The 14,658-nt window shown below is 62.7% G+C and carries 15 protein-coding genes; 14 read left to right on the top strand and 1 reads right to left on the bottom strand.

Annotated features, from left to right (window positions below):
* Nucleotides 1-37 precede the first annotated feature (37 nt).
* The 14 genes from RA21_RS00190 (at nucleotide 38) to RA21_RS00255 (ending at nucleotide 14,150) form a co-directional block, all read left to right on the top strand.
* Nucleotides 38-442: a DUF5333 domain-containing protein gene (locus RA21_RS00190; RefSeq protein ID WP_029204797.1), complete on the top strand. Its 405-nt coding sequence runs from the start codon at nucleotides 38-40 to the stop codon at nucleotides 440-442.
* Nucleotides 443-445: 3 nt separating this feature from the next.
* Nucleotides 446-2,470, top strand: coding sequence for an NADH-quinone oxidoreductase subunit NuoG (gene nuoG, locus RA21_RS00195; RefSeq protein ID WP_039145415.1), 2,025 nt, complete (start codon nucleotides 446-448; stop codon nucleotides 2,468-2,470).
* Nucleotides 2,467-2,853, top strand: coding sequence for a hypothetical protein (locus RA21_RS00200; protein WP_019295987.1), 387 nt, complete (start codon nucleotides 2,467-2,469; stop codon nucleotides 2,851-2,853). The genes nuoG and RA21_RS00200 overlap by 4 nt, the downstream gene beginning before the upstream one ends.
* Before the next feature lie 6 nt (nucleotides 2,854-2,859).
* Nucleotides 2,860-3,897, top strand: coding sequence for an NADH-quinone oxidoreductase subunit NuoH (nuoH, locus tag RA21_RS00205; protein ID WP_039145417.1), 1,038 nt, complete (start codon nucleotides 2,860-2,862; stop codon nucleotides 3,895-3,897).
* Nucleotides 3,898-3,900: 3 nt separating this feature from the next.
* Nucleotides 3,901-4,395 carry an NADH-quinone oxidoreductase subunit NuoI gene (gene nuoI, locus RA21_RS00210; RefSeq protein ID WP_019295985.1) on the top strand — a complete coding sequence of 165 codons (495 nt, stop codon included), beginning with the start codon at nucleotides 3,901-3,903 and terminating at the stop codon, nucleotides 4,393-4,395.
* Nucleotides 4,392-4,823 carry a carboxymuconolactone decarboxylase family protein gene (locus RA21_RS00215; protein ID WP_019295984.1) on the top strand — a complete coding sequence of 144 codons (432 nt, stop codon included), beginning with the start codon at nucleotides 4,392-4,394 and terminating at the stop codon, nucleotides 4,821-4,823. Before nuoI ends, RA21_RS00215 begins: the two co-directional genes overlap by 4 nt.
* On the top strand, nucleotides 4,820-5,422 hold the full coding sequence (locus RA21_RS00220; protein ID WP_039145419.1) for an NADH-quinone oxidoreductase subunit J: 603 nt from the start codon (nucleotides 4,820-4,822) through the stop codon (nucleotides 5,420-5,422). Before RA21_RS00215 ends, RA21_RS00220 begins: the two co-directional genes overlap by 4 nt.
* Before the next feature lie 4 nt (nucleotides 5,423-5,426).
* A complete protein-coding gene (gene nuoK / locus RA21_RS00225) occupies nucleotides 5,427-5,732 on the top strand; it encodes an NADH-quinone oxidoreductase subunit NuoK (RefSeq protein ID WP_008553673.1) in 306 nt (101 codons plus the stop codon).
* Between the two features lie 6 nt (nucleotides 5,733-5,738).
* Nucleotides 5,739-7,871: an NADH-quinone oxidoreductase subunit L gene (gene nuoL, locus RA21_RS00230; protein ID WP_039145421.1), complete on the top strand. Its 2,133-nt coding sequence runs from the start codon at nucleotides 5,739-5,741 to the stop codon at nucleotides 7,869-7,871.
* Nucleotides 7,871-9,421: an NADH-quinone oxidoreductase subunit M gene (locus RA21_RS00235; RefSeq protein ID WP_039145423.1), complete on the top strand. Its 1,551-nt coding sequence runs from the start codon at nucleotides 7,871-7,873 to the stop codon at nucleotides 9,419-9,421. Before nuoL ends, RA21_RS00235 begins: the two co-directional genes overlap by 1 nt.
* A 15-nt stretch (nucleotides 9,422-9,436) precedes the next feature.
* Entirely contained in the window at nucleotides 9,437-10,876 is a 1,440-nt protein-coding gene (gene nuoN / locus RA21_RS00240) for an NADH-quinone oxidoreductase subunit NuoN (RefSeq protein ID WP_039145425.1), read from the top strand.
* A 68-nt stretch (nucleotides 10,877-10,944) separates the two neighbouring features.
* Complete coding sequence (locus tag RA21_RS00245; protein WP_019295978.1) at nucleotides 10,945-11,691, top strand: biotin--[acetyl-CoA-carboxylase] ligase; 747 nt, start codon at nucleotides 10,945-10,947, stop codon at nucleotides 11,689-11,691.
* A gap of 12 nt (nucleotides 11,692-11,703) precedes the next feature.
* Nucleotides 11,704-12,486: a type III pantothenate kinase gene (locus RA21_RS00250; RefSeq protein ID WP_019295977.1), complete on the top strand. Its 783-nt coding sequence runs from the start codon at nucleotides 11,704-11,706 to the stop codon at nucleotides 12,484-12,486.
* Nucleotides 12,483-14,150 carry a ribonuclease J gene (locus RA21_RS00255; RefSeq protein ID WP_039145426.1) on the top strand — a complete coding sequence of 556 codons (1,668 nt, stop codon included), beginning with the start codon at nucleotides 12,483-12,485 and terminating at the stop codon, nucleotides 14,148-14,150. Before RA21_RS00250 ends, RA21_RS00255 begins: the two co-directional genes overlap by 4 nt.
* Before the next feature lie 205 nt (nucleotides 14,151-14,355).
* Here the strand turns inward: RA21_RS00255 and RA21_RS00260 are convergent, their stop codons facing one another.
* Nucleotides 14,356-14,550, bottom strand: coding sequence for an RSP_7527 family protein (locus RA21_RS00260; RefSeq protein WP_039145429.1), 195 nt, complete (start codon nucleotides 14,548-14,550; stop codon nucleotides 14,356-14,358).
* Nucleotides 14,551-14,658 lie beyond the last annotated feature (108 nt).

A 14,658-nucleotide genomic window follows, 5' to 3' on the forward strand; every position in this document is an offset into this window, starting at 1 on the left:
GCGCATGGGGGCTTCGAAACTGAAGGAGTCCCCTGCCATGCGTGCCCTGATTGCCGCTGTTCTGTCCGCTTTTGTTGCCCTGCCTGCCGCCGCGCTGGCGAAACCGTCGCTGCGCGACGTGCAGGAAATCGAGGACCCGCTGTTTGCCGTTGCCGTCGCCAAGGAAGTCTCGGACATCTGCGGCGATATTTCCCCGCGCTACCTGAAAGGGCTGGGCGAGTTGCGCCGGCTCAAAGCGCGGGCAAATGCGCTGGGGTACACGGACGCGGAAATCCGCGATTACATCGAATCTGATGCCGAAAAGGCCCGGATGCGCGCCAAGGGAGAGAAGCTCCTGGCGCAGAACGGGGTCATCTACGGCAAACCTGAAACATTCTGCGCCTATGGCCGCGCAGAGATTGAGAAAAACAGCGCGATCGGCGTGTTACTGAGGGCGAAATAGACCATGTCTGACCTCCGCAAGATCAACATTGACGGAACCGAGATCGAGGTGGATGGGGCAATGACCCTGATCCAGGCCTGTGAGGAGGCCGGCGTCGAGATCCCGCGCTTCTGCTACCATGAGCGGCTGTCGATTGCCGGCAACTGCCGCATGTGCCTGGTTGAAGTTGTCGGCGGCCCGCCCAAGCCCGCTGCCTCCTGCGCGATGCAGGTGCGCGATCTGCGCCCCGGCCCCGAAGGCCAGGCGCCGCAGGTGAAGACCAATTCGCCGATGGTCAAAAAGGCCCGGGAAGGCGTGATGGAATTCATGCTGATCAACCACCCGCTGGATTGCCCGATCTGCGACCAGGGCGGCGAATGCGACCTGCAGGACCAGGCGATGGCCTACGGCCTGTCGGGCAGCCGCTTCAAGGAAGCCAAGCGCGCGGTGGACGATCTGGACCTCGGCCCGCTGGTTGCCACCACCATGACCCGCTGCATCAGCTGCACCCGCTGCGTGCGCTTCACCACTGAGGTCGCGGGCATCACCCAGATGGGCCAGACCGGCCGCGGCGAGGATGCGGAGATTACCTCCTACCTGAACCAGACGCTTCAATCGAACTTGCAGGGCAACATCATCGACCTGTGCCCGGTGGGCGCGCTGACGTCGAAGCCTTACGCCTTTACCGCCCGTCCGTGGGAGCTGACCAAGACCGAAACCATCGACGTGATGGACGCGCTGGGGTCGAACATCCGTGTCGACACCAAAGGCCGCGAAGTGATGCGGATCCTGCCGCGCAACCACGACGGCGTGAACGAGGAGTGGATCAGCGACAAGACCCGCTTTGTCTGGGACGGGCTGCGCCGCCAGCGCCTTGACCGCCCTTATGTGCGCGTCGATGGCAAACTGAAGCCCGCCACCTGGGCAGAGGCTCTGTCTGCCGCCGCTACGGCCATGAAGGGCAGGAAGATTGCAGGCCTGATTGGCGATCTGGCCTCGGTTGAGGCAGCCTTTGCGCTGAAGCAGCTGGTTGAGGGGCTGGGCGGCAAGGTGGAATGCCGCACTGATAATGCCCGCCTGCCGATCGGCAACCGCGCGGGCTATGCCGGCACCGCCACCATCGAAGACCTCGATGACGCGGAAATGATCCTGCTGATCGGCACCAACCCGCGCGACGAGGCGCCGGTGCTGAATGCCCGCATCCGCAAGGCCTGGGCCAACGGCGCCGAAGTGGCGCTGATCGGCCCGGCGGCGGATCTGACTTATGAGTACTACCACGCTGGCACCGGTCGCGACGCCCTCAGCGACATGATCGCCAAGGGTGTCTCGGAAGAGACCCGCGACAACAAGAAAACCGTGATCATCGTGGGGCAGGGCGCCCTGCGCGAGGCCGACGGCCTGGCGGTGATGGCGGCGGCCCAGAAGATGGCGGAACTGTCCGGTTCCAAGCTGATGGTGCTGCATACTGCCGCGTCCCGCGTTGGCGCGATGGACATCGGTGCGGTAACCGAAGGCGGCATGGCAGCTGCCATCGACGGGGCGGAGGTGATCTATAACCTCGGCGCTGATGAGGTGGAAATCGAAGCCGGTGCATTCGTGATCTACCAGGGCAGCCACGGCGACCGCGGCGCGCACCGCGCTGATGTGATCCTGCCGGGCGCCGCCTATACCGAAGAAAACGGCTTGTTCGTGAACACCGAAGGCCGGCCGCAATTGGCTATGCGTGCTGCATTTGCGCCGGGTGAGGCCAAGGAAAACTGGGCCATCCTGCGCGCGCTCAGCGCCGAAGCAGATGCCAAGCTGGGCTATGACTCGCTGGCGCAGCTGCGTCAGGCCCTGGTCGCGGAAGTACCGCACCTGGCGCAGATCGACGAAGTGGCCGACAAAGACGGCGAGCCGCTGGAGCAGGACAAACTCGGCAACGCCGACTTCCTGCCCGCGATCAAGGATTTCTACCTGACCAACCCGATTGCCCGCGCATCGCAGCTGATGGCAGAGCTGTCGGCAGGTGTGAAGGCCCGCGGAAACGAGGCAATGGCCGCCGAATGATCCGCTTCGCCCTCATAACGCCTTTCCTGCTGGCCGCCTGCGCAATGGCCCCGGGCAGCGAAGGAGAGCGGCCCGCCCCGGTGTACGAAGGGGTGGAAACCAGCCTGCTGGAGGGCGATCTGGTGCAATTTCATGTCTCCATGCGCGGCGCTGCCGTGCCGGGCGACCTCGACAATTATGCGGAATGCGCCGCCGCGCAATATGCGCTGATCCGGGACTACGGGTTCGCGCGCCATGTGCGCACAACAACGAAACAGGCAGGGGGCAGCCGGACCGCGGACGCGGTCTACCTGATTTCGCCCTCTCTGCCGCGCGGATTGCGCACCATCGACGCCGAAGTCGTGGTCGCGGATTGCGCGGCGAACGGAATACCCACGGTGTGAGGACCTATGGCTGATTTCTTTAACACTCCAGGCGGCATCGCTGTTCTGATCCTGGCGCAAGTGCTTGCAGTTGTTGCCTTTGTGATGATCTCGCTCCTGTTCCTCGTCTACGGGGACCGCAAGATCTGGGCGGCGGTCCAGATGCGCCGGGGCCCGAACGTGGTGGGTGTCTACGGCCTGCTGCAGTCAGTGGCCGACGCACTGAAATACGTGGTCAAGGAAGTGGTGATCCCGGCGGGCGCCGACCGCACCGTCTTTATCCTGGCGCCGATGACCTCTTTCGTGCTGGCGATGATCGCTTGGGCGGTGATCCCCTTCAACGACGGCTGGGTCCTCTCGGACATCAACGTCGCCATCCTCTATGTCTTCGCGGTCTCCTCGCTTGAGGTTTACGGCGTGATCATGGGCGGCTGGGCTTCGAACTCGAAATACCCGTTCCTTGGGAGCTTGCGGTCTGCCGCGCAGATGATCTCCTACGAGGTCTCCATCGGCCTGATCATCATCGGCGTGATCATCTCCACCGGAAGCATGAATTTCGGCGACATCGTGCGCGCGCAGGACGGCGATCTGGGCCTCTTGAACTGGTACTGGATCCCGCATTTCCCGATGGTGTTCCTGTTCTTCATCTCGGCGCTGGCGGAAACCAACCGGCCGCCGTTCGACCTGCCGGAAGCGGAATCGGAGCTGGTGGCGGGCTACCAGGTGGAGTACTCGGCGACCCCGTTCCTGCTGTTCATGGCCGGTGAATACATCGCCATCTTCCTGATGTGCGCGCTGACAACCCTGTTGTTCTTCGGCGGCTGGCTGTCCCCGATCCCGGGCCTGCCCGATGGCGTGCTGTGGATGGTCGCCAAGATGGCGTTCTTCTTCTTCCTCTTCGCAATGGTAAAGGCGATCACCCCGCGCTACCGCTACGACCAGCTGATGCGCCTGGGCTGGAAAGTGTTCCTGCCATTCTCGCTGGCCTGGGTGGTCTTCGTGTCCTTTGCTGCAAAATTTGACTGGTTCTGGGGCATCTTCGCCCGCTGGACCGTGGGAGGCTAACTGATGGCGAACATCGACTACACCCGCGCCGCCAAATACTTCCTGCTGCAGGATTTCTGGGTCGGCTTCAAGCTGGGGCTGAAGTATTTCTTCGCCCCCAAGGCCACCCTGAACTACCCGCACGAGAAGGGCCCGCTGTCGCCCCGCTTCCGCGGTGAGCACGCGCTGCGCCGCTATCCGAACGGCGAGGAGCGCTGCATTGCCTGCAAACTGTGCGAGGCGGTTTGCCCGGCGCAGGCGATCACCATCGACGCGGAACCGCGCGAGGACGGCAGCCGCCGCACCACGCGCTATGACATCGACATGACCAAATGCATCTACTGCGGCTTCTGCCAGGAAGCCTGCCCGGTGGATGCGATTGTCGAAGGCCCGAACTTCGAGTTCGCCACCGAAACCCGCGAGGAGCTGTTCTACGACAAGGAGAAGCTGCTTTCGAACGGGGAGCGCTGGGAAGCCGAGATTGCCCGCAACCTGGAAATCGACGCGCCGTACCGATGACTGATCCCAAGAACCCTTTCGAGGCCATGATGGAACAGATGCAGGCTCAGGCCCAGCAGATGGCCAAGGCGTTCAACCCGGCGCTGGAGAACTTCTCGCCCTCCGAGGCGTTCAAGGAGTTCGAGGCGCTGTGGCCCACCATGCCCAAAGAGGTCATGGAAATGATGTTCGGCAACACCGTCAACAAGGACGGGCTGGATGCCAAGACCCGGCTGCTGCTGACTTTGGCCGGGCTGACAATGCAGGGCGCGCAGGCTGATTCAGCCGTACGCCAGACCGTGCGCCACGCCCTCGCGGCCGGCGCCAAGAAACAAGAGATCGTGGAAACGATCGGACAGATGTCGGTGTTTGCCGGCATTCCGGCCATGAACCGGGCGCTGGATCTGGCGCAGGGGGTCATGGACGACAAAAGGGACGATGAGACATGAGCGTTTTTGCCTTCTACCTCTTCGCCATCAGCGCCATCACCGGCGGGCTGTTCACCGTGATCAGCCGCCAGCCGGTGCATTCGGTGCTGTGGCTGATCCTGGCCTTCCTTTCCTCGGCCGGGCTGTTTGTGCTTCTGGGGGCGGAATTCGTCGCCATGCTGCTGGTCATCGTCTACGTGGGCGCAGTCGCGGTGCTGTTCCTGTTTGTGGTGATGATGCTGGATGTGGACTTTGCCGAGCTGAAGGCGGAGATGGCGCGCTACATGCCGTTGGCGCTGCTGATCGGCCTGGTCATCCTGATGCAATTCGTGATGGCCTTCGGCGTCTGGGAAACCGCCCACAAGGCGCCGGAACTGCTGGCCAATCCGGTGCCTGCGGACCGCCACAACACCGAGGCGCTCGGCCTCATCATCTATGATCAATATTTCCTTCTGTTCCAGCTGGCGGGCCTGATCCTGCTGGTGGCGATGATCGGCGCGATCGTGCTGACCCTGCGCCACCGCACCGATGTCAAGCGCCAGGACGTGGTTGCGCAGATGATGCGCGACCCGGCCGCCGCGATGGAACTCAAGGACGTGAAACCGGGGCAGGGGCTGTGATCCAATGATCGGACTTGAACATTATCTGACCGTCGCGGCGACGCTGTTCGTCATCGGCATTTTCGGGCTCTTCCTGAACCGCAAGAACGTGATCATCCTCCTGATGAGCATCGAGCTGATGCTCCTGGCGGTGAACATCAACCTGGTCGCATTCTCCAGCTTCCTGGGCGATCTGGTGGGGCAGGTCTTTACCCTGTTCGTGCTGACCGTGGCCGCGGCTGAGGCCGCCATCGGCCTGGCGATCCTGGTCTGCTTCTTCCGCAACCGCGGCACCATCGCCGTCGAAGACGTCAACGTGATGAAGGGCTAAAGACACATGGAAACCATCCTTCTCTTTGCCCCGCTGGTTGGCGCCATCATCTGCGGCTTCGGCCACAAGATGATCGGCGAGAAAGCCGCCACCGTGACCGCGACGGCGCTGTTGTTCCTGGCGGCGCTGCTTAGCTGGATCACCTTCCTGTCGTTTGACGGGGTGACCCAGAACATCGAGATTTTCCGCTGGATCGAAAGCGGCTCGCTGTCGACCTCCTGGGCGATCCGCCTGGACCGGCTGACCGCGATCATGCTGATCGTGATCACCACGGTCTCCTCGCTCGTGCACCTCTATTCCTTCGGCTACATGGACCATGACCCGCAGTGGAAAGAGGGCGAGAGCTACAAGCCGCGCTTCTTTGCCTACCTGTCGTTCTTCACCTTCGCGATGCTGATGCTGGTGACGTCGGACAACCTGGTGCAGATGTTCTTCGGCTGGGAAGGCGTCGGCGTGGCTTCCTACCTGCTGATCGGCTTCTACTACCGCAAACCGTCGGCCAATGCGGCGGCGATGAAGGCCTTTATCGTCAACCGCGTCGGCGACTTTGGCTTTGCGCTGGGTATCTTCGGCCTGTTCTTCCTGACCGACAGCATCAACCTGTCTGACATCTTTGCATCTGCGCCCACGCTGGCGGAAACCCAAGTGTCCTTCCTGTGGTCTGAGTGGAACGCGGCAAACCTGCTGGCCTTCCTGCTGTTTGTCGGCGCGATGGGCAAATCGGCGCAGCTGATCCTGCACACCTGGCTGCCGGACGCGATGGAAGGCCCGACCCCGGTGTCGGCGCTGATCCATGCCGCGACGATGGTGACCGCGGGCGTGTTCCTGGTCTGCCGCATGTCGCCGCTGATCGAGTTCGCGCCTGAGGCCGCGGCCTTCATCACCGCTCTTGGTGCGGCAACTGCCTTCTTTGCGGCCACGGTCGGTCTGGTTCAGAACGACATCAAACGCGTGATCGCCTATTCGACCTGCTCTCAGCTGGGCTACATGTTCGTGGCTGCAGGCGTTGGCATGTACTCGGCGGCGATGTTCCACCTGTTCACCCACGCTTTCTTCAAGGCGATGCTGTTCCTGGGCGCCGGTTCGGTGATCCACGCCATGCATCACGAGCAGGACATGCGGAACTACGGCGCGCTGCGCAAGAAAATCCCCTATACCTTCTGGGCGATGATGATCGGCACGCTGGCCATCACCGGCGTTGGCATCCCGCTGAGCGGCTGGGTTGGCTTTGCCGGCTTTGTCTCCAAGGATGCGATCATCGAAAGCGCCTATGCGGGCGGCTCGATGTTCGGCTTCTGGGCGCTGGTGATCGCGGCCTTCATGACCTCCTTCTACTCCTGGCGCCTGATCTTCATGACCTTCTATGGCGAGGCACGCGGCGACAAGCACACCCACGACCATGCCCATGAAAGCCCCTGGACCATGCTGGTGCCGCTGGGCGTGCTGGCCCTCGGCGCGATCTTCTCGGGCATGCTGTGGTACAGCAGCTTCTTCGGCCACGCTGATCAAGTCGGCAAGTTCTATGGCATCCCGGTGGCGGAAGCGTCTGCTGCCGCGCATGGCGAAGAAGGTGGTCACGGCGAAGAGGCCGCGCATGGCGACGACGCTGCGCACGGTGAAGAGGCTGCCCATGGCGAAGACGCCGCACACGGCGGTGAGCACCACTATGTGTTTGCCGGCAAGCCGGGCGAGGGCGCGCTGTATATCGGCAAGGACAACCACATCCTGGAGGATGCCCACGCGGCACCGAAATGGGTGAAACTGTCCCCCTTCGCCGCGATGCTGGGCGGCCTGGTGCTGGCGCTGTGGTTCTACATCTGGAACCCGTCGCTGCCCGCACGCCTGGCCAAGCAGCAGCGCCCGCTGTACCTGTTCCTGCTGAACAAATGGTACTTTGACGAGATCTACAACGTGATCTTCGTCAAGCCGGCCGTGGCGCTCGGCCGCTTCTTCTGGAAACGCGGCGATGGCAACACCATCGACGGTTTCCTGAACGGTCTGGCCATGGGCGTTGTGCCCTTCTTCACCCGTCTCGCTGGACGCGCACAGTCTGGTTACATCTTCACTTATGCCTTCTGGATGGTGCTGGGCATTGCAGCCCTTGTTACCTGGATGTCGATCGGCGGAGGAGCGCACTGATGGACAATCTCCTTTCTATTGTCACCTTCATCCCGGCGCTCGCGGCGGCCATCCTGGCCCTGTTCCTGCGCGGTGAGGATAAGGCGGCGCAGCGCAACGCCAAGTTTGTTGCGCTCTTTGCCACCACGATCACTTTCCTGGTGAGCCTTGGGATCTATTCCCAGTTCGACCCGGCCAACACCGGATTCCAGTTCGTCGAGGACCGGGCCTGGATCTTCGGGCTCAAGTACAAGATGGGTGTTGACGGCATCTCGGTTCTTTTCGTGATGCTGACCACCTTCATCATGCCGCTGACCATCCTGGCCAGCTGGTCGGTCACTGACCGGGTGAAGGAATACATGATCGCCTTCCTGCTGCTGGAGACCCTGATGCTGGGTGTCTTCATGGCGCTGGACCTGGTGCTGTTCTACCTGTTCTTCGAGGCGGGCCTCATTCCGATGTTCCTGATCATCGGCATCTGGGGCGGCAAGGAGCGGATCTACGCCTCCTTCAAGTTCTTCCTCTACACCTTCTTCGGCTCGGTTCTGATGCTGGTGGCGATGGTCTTCATGTATGTTGATGCCGGCACCACCGATATCGAGACCCTCTTGACCCACAGCTTCTCGGCGGCGTCGTTCGACGTGCTGGGACTGCACATCGTGGGCGGCGCCCAGACGCTGATGTTCCTGGCGTTCTTTGCCTCCTTCGCGGTGAAGATGCCGATGTGGCCGGTGCACACCTGGCTGCCGGACGCGCACGTTCAGGCGCCGACCGCAGGTTCCGTGGTGCTGGCGGCGATTCTGTTGAAGATGGGCGGCTACGGTTTCCTGCGCTTCTCCCTGCCGATGTTCCCGGTGGGCGCGGACGTGATGACCGATGTGGTCCTGTGGATGTCCGCGATTGCGGTGGTCTACACCTCGCTGGTGGCGATGGTGCAGGAGGACATGAAGAAGCTGATCGCCTATTCTTCGGTTGCGCACATGGGCTTTGTCACCATGGGCATCTTTGCCGCCAACCAGCAGGGCGTCGACGGCGCCATCTTCCAGATGCTGTCGCACGGGTTCATCTCCGCCGCGCTCTTCCTTTGCGTCGGCGTCATCTATGACCGGATGCACACCCGCGACATCGACGCCTATGGCGGATTGGTGATCCGGATGCCTGCCTACGCGCTGGTCTTCATGTTCTTCACCATGGGCAACGTCGGCCTGCCGGGCACCTCGGGCTTTGTCGGCGAGTTCCTGACTCTGATGGGCACGTTCCAGAAGAACACCTGGGTCACCGCAGTGGCCGCAACCGGCGTGATCTTCTCGGCCGGCTATGCATTGTGGCTCTACCGCCGCGTGGTGTTCGGCGACCTGATCAAGGGTAGCCTGATGGGCATCAAGGACATGTCCGCACGCGAGCGTTTCGTCTTTGCGCCGCTGGTCGTCATGACCCTGCTGCTGGGTGTCTATCCGTCGCTGGTCACCGACATCATCAGCCCCTCGACCGAGGCGCTGATTGCAAACTTCAACCAGTCTCTGGCTGCTGCGGACACTGCGCCCGCCGCGACCCAGATTGCTTCGCACTAAGGGAGCATCAGGCAGATGATCCAAGCTGATCTTACTGTAATCCTGCCAGAGATCGTTCTGGCGCTTTACGCCATGGCGGCGCTGATCGGCGCCGTCTACACCGGCAAGGACAAGCTGGCGGTGCCGATGGTCTGGGCCACGGCGGCACTGCTGGCGCTGGTCGCATTCTGGATCGCCTCCAGCCCGGAAGGCACCCAGACCGCGTTCAACGGCATGTTCATCGACGACGGCTTCTCGCGCTTTGCCAAAGTGGCGCTGCTCTTGGGCGCCTCCGCCGTGCTGCTGATAGGCCAGGAGTACATGGCGCGCCGCGGCATCCTGCGGTTCGAATACCCGGTCCTGGTGGCGCTGGCCGCTGTCGGCATGATGATGATGGTCTCCGCAGGCGACCTGATGTCCCTCTACATGGGGCTTGAGCTGCAGTCGCTGTCGCTCTACGTCGTGGCCGCCATGCGCCGCGACAGCGTCAGGTCGACCGAGGCGGGCCTCAAGTACTTCGTGCTGGGCGCATTGTCCTCCGGCCTGCTGCTTTATGGCGCCTCGCTGGTCTACGGCTTTGCCGGCACCACCCAGTTCGCGGGCATCATCCAGGTGGCAGAGCAGGGCCATATGTCCATCGGCATGCTGTTCGGCCTAGTCTTCATGATCTCGGGGCTTGCGTTCAAGGTTTCGGCGGTTCCATTCCACATGTGGACCCCGGATGTCTATGAGGGCTCGCCGACGCCTGTGACCGCCTTCTTTGCCACCGCACCCAAGGTGGCCGCGATGGGCCTCTTTGCCCGGGTGCTGTTTGACGCCTTTGGCGGTGCAATTGCCGACTGGCAGCAGATCATCGTGGTGCTGTCGGTGCTGTCGATGTTCCTGGGCGCCATTGCGGCAATCGGCCAGCGCGACATCAAACGGCTGATGGCCTTCTCCTCCATCGCCCACATGGGCTATGCGATGATCGGTCTGGCAGCAGGCACCGAACAGGGCATCACCGCGATGCTGGTGTACCTGGCGATCTACGTCACCATGAACATCGGCACCTTCTCCTTCATCCTGATGCTGGAGAAGGACGGCAAGCCGGTCACTGACATCCTGGCCCTGAACCAGTTCGCTGCACGCGAGCCGGGCAAGGCGCTGGCGGTGCTGATCCTGATGTTCTCCCTGGCAGGCGTGCCGCCGATGCTGGGCTTCTTTGCCAAGTTCGGCGTGTGGCAGGCGGGTGTTGATGCGGGCCTGATGACGCTGGTGATCGCCTCTGCCGTCGCTTCCGTCATCGGTGCTTTCTACTACCTGCGCATCGTGTTTTACATGTACTTCGGCACTGGCGAGGATGATGTGGAAGCGAAGGGCTCTCCGGTCCTGGGTGTGGCGCTGATGGCTTCTGCGGCGCTGATGCTGGTGGGCGTGGTCTACCAGTTCGGCATCGACGGCGCTGCCGCTGCTGCCGCAGCAACCCTTGTAAATTGATCTGCTTTTCAGGCAGGCTAAAGAGGCCCGGTCTTGTGACCGGGCCTTTCCGCATCTAAGGAGCGCACATGAGCTGGCCAGCAGGATATGGAAAACGGGTGCTTGATGAGGTGGACAGCACCCTGAACGAGGCCGCCCGCATCGCCGGGGAACTGGCAGGTCCTGAATGGATCCTGGCCCTGCGCCAGACGCAAGGGCGGGGCCGCCGCGGCCGCGACTGGAAGGATCCCAAGGGCAACTTCGCCGCCACCTTGGTGATGCGCCCCGAAGGCGCCCCGGATCAGGCGGCGCTGCGCAGCTTTGTCGCTGCCTTGGCGGTCTATGACGCCTGTGTCGCGGTCACTGGCCGCAGCGAGGGCCTGTCCCTGAAATGGCCGAACGATGTGCTGCTGAAGGGCGGCAAACTGGCGGGGATCCTTCTGGAAAGCGCCGGCAACGGCAAAGGCGTGAACCACCTGTTTGTCGGCATCGGCGTCAACCTGGTGGAAACGCCGATGAAGGAATGGCTGGAACCCGGCGCGGTCTGGCCCGTGTCGCTGTTGTCGGAGACCGGCGTGCAGGTCACGCCGGAGGAATTCCTGGAGGCCGTGGCCGAGGCCTTCGCCCGCTATGAGCAGCAGTTCGCAACCTACGGGTTCGAGCCGATCCGCACCGAATGGCTCGCGCGCGCGGCCAAGCTGGGCGAGGTGATCACGGCCAAGACTGCGTCGTCAGAGACCGAAGGCACCTTTGAAACGGTGGACGCCAGCGGCAACCTTGTCCTAAACACCGCCAAGGGCCGCGTCAGCATTCCCGCGGCCGACATCTATTTCTAGGAAGGAGCAGCAATGCTTCTGGCAGTTGATTGCGGCAATACCAACACCGTCTTCTCGATCTATGACGGCGAGAAGTTCATAGGTATGTGGCGCACCGCCACCGAATGGCAGCGCACGGCGGACCAGTACTACGTCTGGCTCAGCACGCTGATGCGGCTGCAGGGGATCGAGGCGGATATCACCGACATGATCATCTCTTCCACCGTGCCGCGGGTGGTGTTCAACCTGCGTGTGCTGGCGGACCGCTATTTCAACACACGTCCCCTGGTGGTGGGCAAACCCGAATGCTTGCTGCCCGTTGCGGTGCGGGTGGACGAGGGCACCGCGGTCGGCCCCGACCGGCTGGTCAACACGGTTTCAGGGTTTGACACCTATGGCGGAAACCTGATCGTGGTGGACTTTGGCACCGCCACAACCTTCGACGTGGTGGCAGAAGACGGCGCCTATGTCGGCGGGGTGATCGCGCCCGGCGTGAACCTGAGCCTTGAGGCGCTGCACCAGGCCGCAGCTGCGCTGCCCCATGTGGATATTTCCAAGCCGCAGAACGTGATCGGAACCAATACCGTTGCCTGCATGCAATCCGGTGTGTTCTGGGGCTATGTCGGCCTCGTGCGCGAGATCTGCGAACGCATCAAGGCGGAACGCGCGGTGCCGATGAAAGTAATCTCAACCGGCGGGCTGGCGCCATTGTTCCAGCAATCTGCCGATCTGTTTGACGCATATGAGGATGATCTCACCATGCATGGGCTGCAGATCATCCATAAATACAACAAGGAAAACGGTACTGACGCATGAGCAGTGATAGATTGATCTACCTGCCCCTCGGCGGGGCGGGTGAAATTGGCATGAACGCCTATGTTTATGGCTACGGCCCGCAGGGCAAGGAACGGCTGATCCTGGTCGACCTTGGCGTGACATTCCCGGACATGGACACCACCCCGGGCGTCGACCTGATCATGCCCGACATCACCTGGCTGAAGGAGCGCGCCGACCGGCTGGAAGGCATCTTCATCACCCACGGGCACGAGGACCACATCGGCGCCATTGCCCATCTTTATGCGCATCTGAATGTGCCGGTCTATGCCCGCGCCTTCACCGCCAACCTGGCGCGCCGCAAGATGGAAGAGGCGGGCCACGACCCGGCAAATGTGCATACTGTGCAGGCCTGGCCGGAGGTAACCAAGCTTGGCCCCTTTACCATCGGCGTTGCGCCGATGAGCCACTCAATCCCCGAAAGCGGCGCGCTGGTGATCGACAGCCCGGCAGGCCGCGTGGTGCATACCGGCGACTTCAAGCTGGACTCAAACCCGCTGGTGGGTGAGCCCTTTGATCCGGAGATGTGGGCGGAGATCGCCAAGGATGGCATCCAGGCGCTGGTCTGCGATTCCACCAATGTGTTCTCGCAGCACCCGGGCCGTTCGGAATCTGAACTTCCGGAAGAGATCACCAAGCTGTTCTCCGAGGCCAAGGGGCTGGTTGCGGCCACCACATTTGCGTCCAACGTCGCACGGGTGAAAACCCTGGCAGAAGCCGGTGTGAAGGCGGGCCGCTCCGTGGTGCTGCTGGGCCGTGCCATGCGCCGGATGATCGAGGCTGCGGTAGAAACCGGCGTGCTGGTCGACTTCCCCAAGGTGATCAGCCCGGAGGACGCCGCCAACGTGCCGCGCGACAACCTGATGCTGATCACCACCGGCAGCCAGGGCGAGCGCCGTGCCGCCACCGCGCAGCTGGCGCGCGGCAAATACCGCGGGCTGGAGCTGAAAGAGGGCGATCTGTTCCTGTTCTCCTCCAAGACGATCCCGGGCAACGAAAAGGGCGTTATCCGTATCATCAACCAGTTCTCCGAAATGGGTGTGGATGTGGTCGATGACAGCTCCGGCCTCTACCACGTCTCCGGCCACGCCAACGGCCCGGACCTGGAGGTTGTTCACAACCTGCTGAAGCCCAAGATGCTGATCCCGATGCACGGCGAGCACCGCCACCTGCGCCAGCACGCCCGCCTGGGCGAGGAGAAGGGCATCGCTAGCGCCGTGGTGGTGAACGGCATGATGATGGACCTGACCGGCGATGCGCCCAAGGTGACCGAGTGGATCGAGACCGGCCGCACTTATCTGGACGGTTCTGTCAAATACGGCGCGCTGGATGGCATCGTGCGCGACCGCATCCGCATGGCGCTGAATGGACATGTGCTGGTGACGGTGATCCTCGATGAAGAAGACGAACCGCTGGGCGAGCCCTGGTGCGATCTCAAGGGGCTGCCCGAGACCGGCACCTCCAACGCGGCGCTGGTCGAGGTGCTGGAGGAGGACCTGAACCAGTTCCTGATGCGCGCCGGCGCCAAGACCCTGCGCGATGACGACAGGCTGGAGCAGGAGCTGCGCCGCATCACCCGCCAGACCGCGCAGGCCGAGATCGGCAAGAAGCCCGAGGTGACGGTGGTGGTCAGCCGCATGCGCTGACCCAGCGGGAAGGGCAGGTCGGTTCTCCCGCCCGGGCCATGCCGCATCAAAGATGCAGAAGGCCCCGTTGGGCCGCGCTGCACGCCCTGACGGGCCTGCGGTGCGGACGCCGGACGCACCCCCCTGAAAAAAGAAACGCCGCGGCCCGTCTGGGCACGCGGCGTTTTCAATTCTGGCCGCTGCTTCCGCGGGAGCGGCGGAAGCCTCAGCCGTGCAGCGGGCGGGCGCAGCTGGGGCAGGAAACCACCTTGCGCGGGGCGCTGAACAGGGCGCCGAACAGGCGGCGCACCATGGCGGCAAAGGCCTGTGCACGCAGCTCATGCGCGCGGGCCTCGATGGCCTGGAACTGGGAAATGGTCAGAGTTTTGGTGTCGTTGGTATTCATGGCGTAGCCCATCATCAATGGCGCGTTTCGTGTTGATGGATGCAATACGCCGGTTTGAGCGGATTGACGCCACACAAGATCGAAGACCCGTTATGCTGCAAGCGCAAAGGTAACCATGCTGCA

The organism is Leisingera sp. ANG-DT, assembly GCF_000813785.1.
In the GTDB taxonomy this organism is placed as follows: domain Bacteria; phylum Pseudomonadota; class Alphaproteobacteria; order Rhodobacterales; family Rhodobacteraceae; genus Leisingera.

Bases quoted from the DNA above. Each gene is read 5' to 3' on its own strand.
- nuoI (WP_019295985.1), top strand. From the start codon at position 3,901: ATGGCGAACATCGACTACACCCGCGCCGCCAAATACTTCCTGCTGCAG.
- RA21_RS00255 (WP_039145426.1), top strand. From the start codon at position 12,483: ATGAGCAGTGATAGATTGATCTACCTGCCCCTCGGCGGGGCGGGTGAA.
- nuoN (WP_039145425.1), top strand. From the start codon at position 9,437: ATGATCCAAGCTGATCTTACTGTAATCCTGCCAGAGATCGTTCTGGCG.
- nuoL (WP_039145421.1), top strand. From the start codon at position 5,739: ATGGAAACCATCCTTCTCTTTGCCCCGCTGGTTGGCGCCATCATCTGC.
- RA21_RS00250 (WP_019295977.1), top strand. From the start codon at position 11,704: ATGCTTCTGGCAGTTGATTGCGGCAATACCAACACCGTCTTCTCGATC.
- RA21_RS00190 (WP_029204797.1), top strand. From the start codon at position 38: ATGCGTGCCCTGATTGCCGCTGTTCTGTCCGCTTTTGTTGCCCTGCCT.
- nuoH (WP_039145417.1), top strand. From the start codon at position 2,860: ATGGCTGATTTCTTTAACACTCCAGGCGGCATCGCTGTTCTGATCCTG.
- RA21_RS00245 (WP_019295978.1), top strand. From the start codon at position 10,945: ATGAGCTGGCCAGCAGGATATGGAAAACGGGTGCTTGATGAGGTGGAC.
- RA21_RS00200 (WP_019295987.1), top strand. From the start codon at position 2,467: ATGATCCGCTTCGCCCTCATAACGCCTTTCCTGCTGGCCGCCTGCGCA.
- RA21_RS00220 (WP_039145419.1), top strand. From the start codon at position 4,820: ATGAGCGTTTTTGCCTTCTACCTCTTCGCCATCAGCGCCATCACCGGC.
- RA21_RS00260 (WP_039145429.1), bottom strand. From the start codon at position 14,550: ATGATGGGCTACGCCATGAATACCAACGACACCAAAACTCTGACCATT.
- RA21_RS00215 (WP_019295984.1), top strand. From the start codon at position 4,392: ATGACTGATCCCAAGAACCCTTTCGAGGCCATGATGGAACAGATGCAG.
- RA21_RS00235 (WP_039145423.1), top strand. From the start codon at position 7,871: ATGGACAATCTCCTTTCTATTGTCACCTTCATCCCGGCGCTCGCGGCG.
- nuoK (WP_008553673.1), top strand. From the start codon at position 5,427: ATGATCGGACTTGAACATTATCTGACCGTCGCGGCGACGCTGTTCGTC.
- nuoG (WP_039145415.1), top strand. From the start codon at position 446: ATGTCTGACCTCCGCAAGATCAACATTGACGGAACCGAGATCGAGGTG.